The organism is Methylobacterium sp. 1030 (assembly GCF_040544715.1).
GTDB lineage: Bacteria > Pseudomonadota > Alphaproteobacteria > Rhizobiales > Beijerinckiaceae > Methylobacterium.
The window spans coordinates 148,241-160,387 of record NZ_JBEPKM010000005.1 but is presented as its reverse complement, the minus strand read 5'-3'; the positions used below and the strand labels follow the sequence as shown (position 1 = coordinate 160,387).

The 12,147-nt window shown below is 72.2% G+C and carries 9 protein-coding genes; 6 read left to right on the top strand and 3 right to left on the bottom strand.

Annotated features, from left to right (window positions below; genetic code table 11):
* Nucleotides 1–32: 32 nt before the first annotated feature.
* The 5 genes from ABIC30_RS08785 to ABIC30_RS08765 all read left to right on the top strand — a co-directional run bounded on the left by ABIC30_RS08785 (nt 33) and on the right by ABIC30_RS08765 (nt 5,151).
* The gene (locus tag ABIC30_RS08785; RefSeq protein ID WP_020092106.1) at nt 33–626 is read left to right on the top strand and encodes a DUF2059 domain-containing protein; all 594 of its coding nucleotides are present in this window, start codon (nt 33–35) and stop codon (nt 624–626) included.
* A gap of 42 nt (nt 627–668) precedes the next feature.
* Nucleotides 669–1,889: an O-antigen ligase family protein gene (locus ABIC30_RS08780; RefSeq protein WP_026604770.1), complete on the top strand. Its 1,221-nt coding sequence runs from the start codon at nt 669–671 to the stop codon at nt 1,887–1,889.
* Nucleotides 1,886–3,268, top strand: coding sequence for a glutathione-disulfide reductase (gene gor, locus ABIC30_RS08775; RefSeq protein ID WP_020092108.1), 1,383 nt, complete (start codon nt 1,886–1,888; stop codon nt 3,266–3,268). The genes ABIC30_RS08780 and gor overlap by 4 nt, the downstream gene beginning before the upstream one ends.
* Before the next feature lie 55 nt (nt 3,269–3,323).
* On the top strand, nt 3,324–3,641 hold the full coding sequence (locus ABIC30_RS08770) for an RNA polymerase sigma factor region1.1 domain-containing protein (protein WP_020092109.1): 318 nt from the start codon (nt 3,324–3,326) through the stop codon (nt 3,639–3,641).
* Between the two features lie 127 nt (nt 3,642–3,768).
* Nucleotides 3,769–5,151: a class II 3-deoxy-7-phosphoheptulonate synthase gene (locus ABIC30_RS08765; protein ID WP_020092110.1), complete on the top strand. Its 1,383-nt coding sequence runs from the start codon at nt 3,769–3,771 to the stop codon at nt 5,149–5,151.
* Between the two features lie 87 nt (nt 5,152–5,238).
* Here ABIC30_RS08765 and ABIC30_RS08760 read toward each other — a convergent pair whose 3' ends face one another.
* The 3 genes from ABIC30_RS08760 to ABIC30_RS08750 form a co-directional block, all read right to left on the bottom strand.
* Complete coding sequence (locus ABIC30_RS08760; protein ID WP_234082518.1) at nt 5,239–8,121, bottom strand: EAL domain-containing protein; 2,883 nt, start codon at nt 8,119–8,121, stop codon at nt 5,239–5,241.
* Between the two features lie 394 nt (nt 8,122–8,515).
* Nucleotides 8,516–9,790, bottom strand: a complete 1,275-nt coding sequence (locus tag ABIC30_RS08755; protein ID WP_020092112.1) for an efflux RND transporter periplasmic adaptor subunit — start codon at nt 9,788–9,790, stop codon at nt 8,516–8,518.
* 101 nt (nt 9,791–9,891) lie between these two features.
* Nucleotides 9,892–10,593 (bottom strand): sulfate transporter family protein, encoded by a 702-nt coding sequence (locus tag ABIC30_RS08750; RefSeq protein ID WP_020092113.1) that lies wholly within the window; start codon nt 10,591–10,593, stop codon nt 9,892–9,894.
* A 230-nt stretch (nt 10,594–10,823) separates the two neighbouring features.
* Here ABIC30_RS08750 and ABIC30_RS08745 point away from each other — a divergent pair, with 230 nt between their 5' ends.
* Nucleotides 10,824–12,083: a flavin monoamine oxidase family protein gene (locus ABIC30_RS08745; RefSeq protein WP_354454791.1), complete on the top strand. Its 1,260-nt coding sequence runs from the start codon at nt 10,824–10,826 to the stop codon at nt 12,081–12,083.
* The last annotated feature ends 64 nt before the right edge of the window (nt 12,084–12,147 follow it).

The following is a 12,147-nucleotide window of genomic DNA, read 5'->3' as shown; positions in this document are numbered from 1 at the left end:
CATCGCCGGCCATCCTCGCAAGAAAGTCCAGCATGTCCCGTCGCCTCACCGCCGTGCCAGGCCTCGCGCTCAGCCTCGCGCTCGGCCTCGCGCTCCCGGCGCTCCCCCACGCGGCGGTCGCGCAGCCGCAGAAGGCCGCGCAGGCCAAGCCGGCGGCGCAGCCGGCCGCCGGCGCCCCCGCGGCCAACAGCCCGGCCGCGGCCACCTACACGCCGGCCCACCTCGCCCTGGCCCGCGAGGTGATGCTCAGCTCCGGCATCGCCCGGTCGTTCGACTCGGTGCTGCCGGCCTTCGCCGACCAGATCCGCAAGCAGGCGGTCACCCGTCCCGAGCTGTCCAAGGACCTCGAGGAGGTCCTGGCCTCCCTGCAGCCGGAGATGGAACTGCAGAAGCAGCGCATGATCGACATCGCGGCGCGCACCTACGCGTCGAAGTTCTCGGAAACCGAGTTGAAGGAGATCGCAACCTTCTTCCGCTCGCCCGCCGGCAAGCACTACGTCGAGGCGCAGCCGCAGCTCCTCGACGAGATGGTGCAGGAGATGCAGGACTGGACGCAGGACGTCTCCGAATACGTCATGGTCCGCGTCCGTGCCGAGATGGGCAAGCGCGGACACCAGATGCAGTGAGGGCAGCCGCTCCCGGGGGCGGATCGCCGTGAGAGGTCGTCCATGAGAGCGGCCGGCCGCATGTACGCGGCGGGCGGCGCGCTCCTCGCGGCCATGCCGCTCGCCATGGTGCTGGCCAACCGGTCGAGCCCGCTGGTCGTCGGGCTGGCGGCGCTCGCCTTCCTGGCCGGACGATGGGCGGAGGACGCGTCCGCCCTGCGCCGCGCGCTGCTGTCCCCGCTGCGGACGCCGCTCGCCGGGGCGGCGCTCGCCTTCCTGGCCTGGGCGCTGGTCTCGCTGGCCTGGAGCCCGTTCGAGGCGGCCTCCCTGCGGGTGCTGGGCGAATTCATCCCGACGCTGCTTGCCGCCTACCTGCTGGCCTGCCTCGCGCCCGGCCGGATCCCGGCCTTCGCGCCGCGGCTCGGCGCGATCGCGATCGCGCTGGCGGGACTCCTGATCGCGGTGGATCTCGCCTCGGATCTGGCCCTGGAGCGAGCCCTCGGGCGCCGGGTCGCGGCCTTCGTGCACAACCGGCCGGCCCTGACCCTCGACCTCGTGGCCGGCCCGCTGGCCCTCGTCCTCTGGAAGGACCGCGCCCGCGGCCTCGCCGCCGCGACGCTCGCCTTCGCGAGCCTCGGCGTGGTCCGCTCGATCAGCGGCGCCGCCCAGCTCGGTCTCCTGGCGGGCGCCGCGATGGCGACCCTCGCGCTTTCGCTGCCCAGGCGGGTCGGCATAGGCCTCGCCGGACTCGGTCTCGGCCTCGCGCTGGTCCTCGCCCCGGTCGAGGGTGACCTCCTCGCCCGCGCCATGCCGGAGGCCGCCCACGAGCGCCTCGTCCAGTCCTCGTCCCGGGCCCGAGTCGCGATCGCGCGCAGCTTCGGGGCCGCGGTGGCGGCCGATCCCTGGCGCGGCGCGGGCGTCGGCACCAGCGCGCGCTTCGCCGAGACAGCCGTCGCGCAGACGGTGCCGCCGGAGATGCGCGTTCTCCTCGGGGTCGGGCACCCGCACAACAGCTTCCTGCAGGTCTGGGCCGAACTCGGCCTGCCCGGCGCGATCCTCGCTGCGCTGACCGCGATGCTGATGCTCGCCCGGATCGCGCGGCTGCCGCGGCCGGACCGCGCGGCGGCGCTCGGCCTCGTGGCCTGCGCGGCTTCGATCGCCTTCGTCGAGCACAACGGCTGGGCCGCGTGGTGGACGGCGGGGCTCGGCGCTGCCATCACCTGGATGCGCGCGGCCCCTCGGGGCGGCGCGATCGTGAGATCCGAGCGGGACGGTCCGGCATGAGCGCGTTCGACGTCGACCTCTTCGTCATCGGCGGCGGGTCCGGTGGTGTCCGCGCGGCGCGGATCGCGGCCGGGTACGGCGCGCGGGTGATGCTGGCCGAGGAGTACCGGGTCGGCGGAACCTGCGTGATCCGCGGCTGCGTCCCGAAGAAGCTGATGGTCTATGCCGGCCGCTTCGCCGACGAGTTCGAGGACGCCGCGGGCTTCGGGTGGACGGTGGATAAGCCCCGCTTCGACTGGGGCACGCTCAAGACGCGGCGCGACGCGGAGGTGACCCGGCTCGAAGGCATCTACGACACCAACCTGATCCGCGCCGGCGTCGAGATCGTACCCGAGCGGGCGGTGATCGAGGATCCCCACACGATCCGCCTCGTCGCGTCCGGCCGCACCATCCGGGCCGAGCGGATCCTGGTGGCGGTCGGCGCGCACCCCGTGAAGGAGCCGGCGGTGCCGGGCATCGACTTAGCGATCACCTCCAACGAGGTGTTCGAGCTGGAGCGCCTGCCGGACCGGATCCTGGTGATCGGCGGCGGCTACATCGCGGTGGAGTTCGCCGGCGTCTTCGCGGCGCTCGGCAGCCGCACGACGCTGCTGCACCGGGGCGACAGGTTGCTGCGCGGGTTCGACGACGAGATCCGCGACGCTCTGGCCGAAGCCTACGCCCAGCGCATGGACCTGCGGCTCGGGCGCACGCTGCGGCGCATCGAGCGCCGGGACGGCGACCTCTGCGCGCAGCTCGACGACGGCGACGAGATCCTGGTGGACGAGGTGCTCGTCGCCACGGGGCGGCGGCCGAACGTCGAGGGCCTCGGCCTCGACCGGGTCGGCATAGAGACCGACGCCGCCGGCGCGATCCCGGTCGACGCCTACTCGCAGACCAAGGTGCCGTCGATCTACGCGGTGGGCGACGTGACCAACCGCGCCAACCTGACGCCGGTGGCGATCCGCGAGGGTCACGCCTTCGCCGACACGGTCTACGGCGGCAAGCCGGCCTGCGTCGACCATCGCCTGATCCCGACCGCGGTGTTCTCGACCCCCGAGATCGGCGTCGTCGGCCACAACGAGGCGGCCGCCCGGGCGATCTACGGCAAGATCGACGTCTACAAGGCGCGCTTCCGCCCGATGAAGGCGACCCTGTCCGGCCGCGAGGAGCGGATCTTCATCAAGGTGCTGGTCGACTGCGCCAGCGACCGCGTGGTCGGCGTCCACATCTTCGGCCACGATGCCGGGGAGGTGATCCAGGCGGTGGGCATCGCCGTGACCATGGGCGCCACGAAGGCCGATTTCGACCGGACCATCGCGGTCCACCCGACAGCCGCCGAGGAGCTGGTGACCATGCGCGTCCCGGAGGTCACCAAGCACCCGGTCGGCGTCGGCTGAGACCTCCGCCGCGGCCGGGGCTCGACGCGGTGCGCGACCGAGCCATATCAGGGTCATGGGCAAGCAGGGCACCGGCAAGGGACGACGCGAGGACGACGCGCACGCGCGGCGGCAGGCGATCATCGACGGCCTGCTGGAGGATGCCCTGCGGCCGGCCTTCCACCGGCCGCCGAGCCACGAGGCCCTCTCCCCCGACATCCGGCATGCGATCGACCGCCTCCTCGCCAAAGCTGAGGCGCAGCGCAGCCGCAACCTGACCTACGACGACCTCGAGGAGGCGCTGCCGCCCCGGGACGTCTCGGCCGAGGATCTGGAGGCGATCTTCTGGATTCTGGCCGAGCACGGGATCGAGGTCGAGGACGGCGAGGCCTGATCCGAGACCTGAATCCGGGACGCGCCTGCCCCCCGGTTCACGGCACTCGCCAGTGTAGAGGAACCTCTCTATAAGCCGCGCTTCGCGCGTAGGCGCGATCGCACGAAGAGGTGCGCGGAGAGAGACCATGGGCGAGCGTTGGACACCGAAGAGCTGGAGACATCTGCCGATCGAGCAGGTCCCCACCTATCCGGACGCCGCCAGCCTCGGTGCCGTCGAGTCGCAGATCGCGAGCTTTCCGCCGCTGGTCTTTGCCGGTGAGGCCCGCAAGCTGAAGGCCGCGCTCGGGCGCGTCGCCGCGGGCCAGGCCTTCCTGCTCCAGGGCGGCGACTGCGCCGAGAGCTTCGACGAGCACTCTGCCGACAACATCCGCGACTTCTTCCGGGTGTTCCTGCAGATGGCGATGGTGCTGACCTTCGCGGGCGGTTCGCCCGTGGTGAAGGTCGGGCGCATCGCCGGGCAGTTCGCCAAGCCGCGCTCGTCGCCGACCGAGACCCTCGAGGGCGTGAGCCTGCCGAGCTACCGGGGCGACATCATCAACGGCATCGGCTTCACCGAGGAGTCGCGGGTGCCGGATCCGCGCCGCCAGCTCGAGGCGTACCGGCAATCGGCCGCGACGCTGAACCTGCTGCGCGCCTTCGCAACCGGCGGTTACGCGAACCTCGAGAATGCGCATCGCTGGATGCTGGGCTTCGTGAAGGATTCGCCGCAATCCTCGCGTTACCAGGACGTGGCCGGCCGCATGACCGACGCGCTCGACTTCATGCGGGCGATCGGCATCAACCCGGAGACCCATCCGGAGGTGCGGACCACCGACTTCTACACCAGTCACGAGGCCCTGCTGCTCGGCTACGAGGAGGCGCTGACCCGCGTCGATTCGACGACCGGCGACTGGTACGCGACCTCCGGCCACATGCTGTGGATCGGCGACCGGACCCGGCAGCCGGACCACGCCCACGTCGAGTACGCCCGCGGCATCAAGAACCCGATCGGCCTCAAGTGCGGCCCGTCCATGAAGGCGGAGGGCCTGATCCGGCTCATCGACCTGCTCAACCCGGAGAACGAGCCGGGGCGCCTCAGCCTGATCTGCCGCTTCGGCGCCGACAAGGTCGGTGACCACCTGCCGGCGCTGATTCGGGCGGTCGAGCGGGAAGGGCGCTCGGTCGTGTGGATCTGCGATCCGATGCACGGCAACACGATCCCGGCCGGCCGCTACAAGACCCGGCCGTTCGAGCGGGTGATGCAGGAGATCGAGGGCTTCTTCGGCGTCCACCGCGCCGAGGGCACCTTCGCGGGCGGCATCCACCTGGAGATGACCGGCAAGGACGTGACCGAGTGCACGGGCGGCGCCCGGGCACTGACGGCGGACGACCTGCAGGACCGCTACCACACCTACTGCGACCCGCGTCTCAACGCGGAGCAGGCGCTGGAGGTGGCGTTTCGCACGGCCGAGCTGGTCAAGGCCGAGCGCAGCCACATCGAGCGCCCGCGCCTCGACGCGGCCGAGTAGGGCGGATCTCCGACCGGTCATCCGACCGGCCAACGACGCGCGCTGTCCCCTCGCGGGGGCGGCGCGCACCGCCGGACGCCACGATGGTCAGGCGATCGCCCGGAGCGTGCCGTTCCAGCGGCGGATGACCGAGGCGACCTCCGAGACGGGGACGGCGCGGCTGAACAGGTAGCCCTGGACCTCGTCGCAGCCCTCGGCACGCAGTTGCGCGAGTTGCGCCTCCGTCTCGACGCCCTCGGCGGTCGTCGTCATGCCGAGGCTGGCACCGAGACCGATCACCGCCCGAACGATGAAATCGGTCCCGTCCTTCACGCACAGGTCGCGCACGAAGGACTGGTCGATCTTGATCTTGTCGAACGGGAAGGAGCGCAGGTAGCTGAGCGACGAGTAGCCGGTGCCGAAATCGTCCATCGCCACGCGCACGCCCAGCGCGCGCAGGCTATGCAGGATCGCCGTCGTCGCACCGGGATTGGCCACCAGGACCGTCTCGGTGATCTCCAGCTCCAGGCGCCGGCCCGGCAACCCGGTCCGCCGCAGCGCCTCGCGCACGGCGGTGACGAGGCTCGCCGAGGTGAACTGCACGGCCGAGACGTTGACGGCGACCTTGAGCTCGTCCGGCCAGCGGGCGGCCTCCTCGCAGGCGCGGCGCAGCACCCACTCGCCGAGCGGCACGATCAGCCCGAGCTCCTCGGCGATCGGGATGAATTCGGCCGGCGAGACGGAGCCGCGGACCGCGTGGTTCCAGCGCAGCAGCGCCTCGAAGCCGCAGATCCGGTCCGTCTCGAGGCTGTAGATCGGCTGGTAGTAGACCTCGAACGCCTCCCGGGCGAGGGCGTCACGCAGGTCGCGCTCCATGATCCGCCGGGCCATGAGGCGGGCATCCATGGCCGGCTCGAAGAAGCGGAACGCGCCCCGCGCCTCGGCCTTGCCCCGGTCGAGGGCGACCTCGGCGTTCTTCAGGAGCTTGTCCGCGTCGGACCCGTCGCTCGGGGCGAGGGTGATGCCGATGGTGAGCCCGACGCAGATCGTGTGGTGGGTGAGGCTGTAGGGCGCGCCGACGACCTCGATGATGCGCCGGGCGAGGATGGCGGCGTCCTCGGGCCGGTCGACGCCGCGCTGGACCACGATGAACTCGTCGGCTCCGAGGCGCGCGACGCAGTCGATCTCGCGCACGCAGGCGGTGAGCCGATTCGCGACCGCGACGAGCAGCTCGTCGCCGATCCCGTGGCCCAGGGTCTCGTTGACCGGCCGGAAGTCGTCGAGGTCGATGGCGAAGACCGCGAAGCCCTGGTCGCGCCCGGCCTGCGCCACGGCCACGTCGATCTGCTGCCCCACCGCCACCCGGTTAGGCAGGCCGGTCAGCATGTCGTGATGCGCCAGGAAGGCGATGCGGGCCTCGGCCCGGCGGCGCTCCGTGACGTCCTCGTAGGTGGCCACGAAGCCGCCATCGGCGGCCTCTCGCCGGTCGATGGCGACGATTCGGCCGTTGCTCAGCTCCTGGAAATGCGTCTGCCAAACGCCGTTGCTGAAGGCGTCCCGCTGCTGGCGCAGCAGCGCTTCGAGATCGCAGCCGGGATGGTTGCCGGCCGCGAGACTGGCGCTCAGGATCTCGAGGGCCGTCATGCCGGGTACGACCGTGCCGGGCGGCAGGCCGTAGATCTCGCCGTAGCGCCGGTTGACCACCATCAACCGATGCTGCGCGTCGTACAGGCAGAGCCCCTGGGACATGGTGTCGAGGGCCGCATCGAGGCGCAGGTTGGTCCGGGTCAGGAAATGCTCCTGCTCCTTGAGCAGGCTGATATCGCTGCACACCGCGATGAAGCCGCCCTGCCGGGTCGCGGTGCGGCTCACCCGCAGCCAGCGGCCGTCGGCCAACCGGACGTCGCCGTCCCGGGCCAGGGCTCCGAAGCGATCCTCCGGGACATCCGAGCGGTAGTCCTGCGGCTCGTGCGCAACCTTCGTCAGCGACAGACCGGCCTCGATGGCAGCGTCGAGCCCGTCGAAGAAGCGCAGGGCCTGCGCGTTGGCCAGGGTGATCCGGCCGTCGGCATCGACCACGACGACGCCTTCCCGTGCTGTCTGCAGCGCGTCCGTCACCTGCGTCTCGGTGCCCCGGCGCTGGCTGCCCTCGCGGAGCGTGAGAGCCCGGATGGTCGACCGCATCGCCGCGACGGCGTTCAGCAGCCGGCTCAACCGGTCGCGGCCGCCGGTGGGGATCCGATCGTCGCGCTGGCCGCCCGCGATCCGTTCGGCCGCCTCGGCCGCCGCGCCGACCGATCCGCCGATGTGGCGGGTGAGCAGCCAGGCGATCAGCCCGCAGGCGATGATCACGAGGGCCGCCGCGATGGCGTGCCACCGGACGACGCCCCGCACGCGCTGCCGCGCAGCCTGTCGGAAGGTGAAGCCGTCGCCGGCCATGACGTTGATCAGGAGATCGATCTGGCCTTCGATTGCGTCGGCCTGCCGTTCGAGAGACGCCTTCTGATCCGGCCGCACCGTCACGGGATCGAAAGCGCGGCGCAGGCTCTCCCAGGACGCCACGCTGGTCTGGACGGCCTCGGCCGTCCGCGCCGCCCGCTCGGACTGGGCCCGCTCGGCCGCGATGGTGAGATCCTCGGCCAGGATCGCCGAGAGGTCGGTGATGTCCGCATCCCGCTTCGCCACCTCGGCAGCGTCGCCGGTCTGCATCCGCCGGACGAGGGCAGCGCGCATCTTCGCGAAGTCGGCCGCCACCGCGCGGGCGAAGCTGATCGAGGTCAGGGATTCGTCGTAGGTCCGTGTGACGAGCGTGCCGACCTGCGTGATCGCCACACCAGCCGAGAGCGCGAGCGCGCCGAGGAGAAGACCGACACAGAGGAAGGCGACGCTGACCGCGGCGCGGATCGATGTGATACGGCCCGTCCGCGTGGCGGCCGCGCGGGTGTGCCCGGCTCGGTCCGCGCACGCCGTCGGTGTCTCGGGATCTCGCATCGCACAGGTCGCTGGGTCACACGTCCGGCCAGCGATAAATGTCACTTGTTAAGAGGCAATTAGCTGGCTTGTCTCAGATCACGGATCAGCTGTGCGCGACCGTCACGGAGCAATCGGCGGATCGTGCACAGTCGACCGCACGATCGGTGAAATCTTCGGCACCGCGCTTGTGCCGGCGAGCGGATCCCGTCGATTGAACGCAACCTTTCATTACGAGTGGCGCGCATTTGAGCAACGGAGCCGACCGGCGCGATGCTCATGTCGCCAGCTCGGCACCGATATACCGACCGGTTTCCGACAGCTCAGAGGCCGTATCCGCGCGCCGGCCCGCCGTCGCGACGCGGTCCGCGGCCGGCGCGCCCGAATGATTCCCGCGGTCGAGTGTTTCCCGCGTTCACCGCTGCGCCGAGCGGAGCGGCCCGGGCGGAGGCGGTGACTTCAGGGGCTCGACCGACTGGCCGTCCCGCAGATCCGGGGCGGGGCTGTAGATGATCCGGCTGTCGGCGGGCAGCCCCGAGTCGAGCTCCAGCGTGCGCCCGAGATCGCGCCGGACGCGGATCGTCCGCCACGTCACCCGGTCGTCGTCGCTGAGGGTGGCGACCCTGAGGTCGTTGCCGTCGAACACCGTCGCCTCGGCGGGGATCGACACGCCGGGCTCGGCCCGGGGGATCTTGAGGGTGACGTAGGCGTACAGCCCGGCCCGCAGCGCCCGGTCGGCGTTGGGGACGTCCACCTGGGTGGTCAGCGTGCGCGACGCCGCGTTCAGCGCGACGGAGCTGCGCTCCACGTAGCCTTCGAAGCGCCGCCCCGGCATCTGCGGCACAGTGATCTCGGCCCGCACCCCGGGTTTGACGCCGACGGCATCCTTCTGCGGCACGTTGACGGTGATGCGCAGCAGGCTGTCCTGATCCATGGTCAGCAGCGGCGTGCCCCCGTTGTCGGCGCGGACGAGGTCGCCGACATCGACGTTGCGCACGGTCACGACCCCGTCGAACGGCGCCACGACACGCTCGAAGGCGGTGAGCGCCTTCAGGCGGTCGACCACGGCCTCCTGCGCCTTGATGTTGGCGGTGGCGACCTTCACGCCGGCCTCGGCGGCGGCGAGCGCGGCAGCTTGGCTCAGCACGCCCGCCTTGGTGTTGTCGGCGTTCTGCCGCGAGGCCCAGCCCTGCACGGCCAGGGTGCTGGTGCGGTTGTTGGTGAGGTTGGCGAGGTTCACATTCGCGCGGGCCTGCTCGACCTGCGCCTGCGCCTGGAGCAGCTGCGCCTTCAGCTGGCCGACCTGCGCCTCGGCCTGCGAGAGCTGCTGGTCGAGATCCGGTGCGGCGATGCGCAGAAGGAGGCCGCCCGCCTTGACCCGGGATCCGATATCAACCCGGCGCTCCGCGATGTAGCCAGTGGCGCGCGCGGCGATCGCCGCCGTGGTGAAGGCCTGGATCTCGCCGGGAAGCACGAGATCGAGGGGGCCCTCGGCCCGCTCGGCGGCCACGGTGCGCACCTGCGGCACGAGGGTCTTGATCCGCTCCAGCGTCGCGGTCGCCTCCACGTCGCGCTGCCAGTGACCGTAGGCACCCCAGGCGAGCAGGCCGAGTCCGGCGAGGCCGACCAGCAGGAACGGGGCCTTGCCGGGCGGCGGAGGGACGTCCGAGCCCGCGTCGTGCGCCTTCATCGATCGGCTCTCCGCCCCGGACATCCGGCCAAGTCACGGTGAGGGTAGCGCCCGGCGGGCCGGCCGGCCAGCGTGTGCATTGGCCGCATCGGCGCGTCGGCCTAACGCGCTGGCCCGGCCACCAGCGGGCGCCGGCTGAGGCGCTTGTGCAGGTGGACCATCAGGGCGATACCGAAGAGGGGCGTCAGCAGGTTGAGGACCGGGACGATCATCAGGCCGGCCAGGAGGCACCCGGCGCCGAGCGTCCGGACCGAGAAGGCGCGGCGCATCTCGGCGGCCTCGGGAAGGGGGCGGAACCGGGCCGCCGCCATCTCGAAGTACTCGCGGGACAGCAGGTAGGCGTTGGCGGCGAAGAAAGCCGCGATCCCGATGACGGGAACGAAGAAGATCACTAGGGCCGCGAGGTTCACCAGCAGCGTCACACCGGCGAAGCGCAGGGCGTAGAGCATGGCGGTCCCGAACGGCATGGCGCGTCCGGGCGGCTCGTTCGGGAAATCGGTACGCTCGACGATCTCGGCCGCGTCGTCGAGGAAGAAGCCCGCCACCAGGATCGAGACCGCCGGCATCAGGTAGGCGAGGGCCACGACCAGACCGAAACCCGCGAGGTAGTAGGCGAGGCTGTCGAGGATCGGGTACTGGGCGGAAATGTGGTGGCTCGCCTGGAAGGCCTGGATCAGCCGGGTCAGGCCGAGCCAGATCAGGAGCAGGAGCCCGACCGTCAGGCCGAGGGACTTCCACAGGATCGCGCGCAGCGGCGGCGAGAAGGTCTGGCGCAAAGCCGCCGCGGCGGACTCGACGAGCATCGGGCGAGAATTCCGGCCTGCGCCGGAAGCGGCGCTGGCGCGTTGTGGAGCGGTGCGGCGACCGGTGCAAGATCGGGCTCCGTCGCAGGGGCGGCAGGGTGCGGGGAGCACGCGTGCAGGACACGACAGGACAGGTCTCGGCGCCGCGGGCGCCCGATCACCGGTGGAGCGACCCGGTCGTCCGGCCCACCTACAGGCCGCGCCTCGCACCTCTACCCGAGAAGCCCGAGGTGCTGGTGATCGGCGCGGGCGCCGCCGGCATCGGCGCGGCCCGCACCCTCGCGGCCCGGGGCGTGTCCGTCGCGGTGCTGGAGGCGCGGGAGCGCGTCGGCGGCCGCGCCCTGACGGTGACCCTGCGCGGCCACGCCCTCGATCTCGGGGCCCACTGGCTCCATGCCGGGCCGATCAACCCCCTGGTGGCTCTCGGCCGGGCGCGCGGCGAGCGGCTCCGCCGGGCCGCGCAGGAGAGCCATGTCTGGGTCGGGGGCCGGCCGGGCCGCGCCGACGACGTCCGGGCCAACGCGCGCGCCTTCGACCGCGCGGACCGCGCCATGACCCGTGGCGCCGCGCAGCCCGGCCCCGACCGACCGGCCGCCAGCGCGCTGCCGCCCGGGCTCGGTGCCTGGGGCGGCCGGGTCGCGCAGGTCCACGGCCTCGTCTCGGGCCGGCCGCTGCAGGCGGTCTCGCTCCACGACTTCCCCAGCATGGAGTACGGCGACAACTACTTCCTGGCCGACGGCTACGGCAGCTACGTCGCCCGCCTGGCGGACGGCCTGCCGGTGGCGCTCGCGACGCCGGTGACCCGGATCGACTGGTCGGGCGGCCGCGTTCGCGCGACCGGCACCGACGGGACCGCGTACGACGCCCGCGCGGTCATCGTGACGGTGCCGATGATGGTGCTCCGGGACGGGCCGGCTTTCACGCCGCCGCTGCCGAACGCGGTGCGCGCCGCCATCGACGGCTTCACCACCGGCATCTACGAGCACGCGGTGCTGCACTGGCCGTCGAGCCCGTTCCGCGGCCGCGACCGGCTCGCCGCGATCCACGGCGGGCGGCGCGCCCCGCCGGGCCTCCTCACCCGCATCGACGACACGCCGTTCCACTACTACGAGCTCGACCTGCACGAGGCCGCGGCGATCGACGCCGCGGGATCCGGCGCGGACGGCGTGCGCCGCCATGTCCGCGCGGTCCTGGGCGAGCATTTCGGCCGGGCGCGGCTGCGCGACCTGACGATCCCCGCGGTGAGCGCGTGGCGCCACGACCGGTGGTCGCGCGGCTCGTGGGCCGTGGTCCCGCCGGGCCACGCGCCGGCGCGACAGGCCCTCCGCGCCGCCGTCGCCGACACCGTCTGGTTCGCCGGCGAGGCGCTGTCCCGGGAGCAGTGGGGCACGGTCGGGGGCGCCTACGCGGAAGGCGTCCGGGCCGCCGAGGCCGTGTCCGCCGTCGTACAGACGGGCGCCGGCAAGCGTATCCGGGCGGGCACAGGCTGAAGCGCGCGCGGCGCGGAACCTGCCGGAACGCTTGCCGCAGCCGGACAAGACAGGCATCCCCCGG

Excerpts from the sequence above, each read along its gene's own strand:
- ABIC30_RS08755 (WP_020092112.1), bottom strand. The coding sequence starts at position 9,790 with ATGAAGGCGCACGACGCGGGCTCGGACGTCCCTCCGCCGCCCGGCAAG.
- ABIC30_RS08780 (WP_026604770.1), top strand. The coding sequence starts at position 669 with ATGAGAGCGGCCGGCCGCATGTACGCGGCGGGCGGCGCGCTCCTCGCG.
- gor (WP_020092108.1), top strand. The coding sequence starts at position 1,886 with ATGAGCGCGTTCGACGTCGACCTCTTCGTCATCGGCGGCGGGTCCGGT.
- ABIC30_RS08765 (WP_020092110.1), top strand. The coding sequence starts at position 3,769 with ATGGGCGAGCGTTGGACACCGAAGAGCTGGAGACATCTGCCGATCGAG.
- ABIC30_RS08785 (WP_020092106.1), top strand. The coding sequence starts at position 33 with ATGTCCCGTCGCCTCACCGCCGTGCCAGGCCTCGCGCTCAGCCTCGCG.
- ABIC30_RS08770 (WP_020092109.1), top strand. The coding sequence starts at position 3,324 with ATGGGCAAGCAGGGCACCGGCAAGGGACGACGCGAGGACGACGCGCAC.
- ABIC30_RS08760 (WP_234082518.1), bottom strand. The coding sequence starts at position 8,121 with ATGCGAGATCCCGAGACACCGACGGCGTGCGCGGACCGAGCCGGGCAC.
- ABIC30_RS08750 (WP_020092113.1), bottom strand. The coding sequence starts at position 10,593 with ATGCTCGTCGAGTCCGCCGCGGCGGCTTTGCGCCAGACCTTCTCGCCG.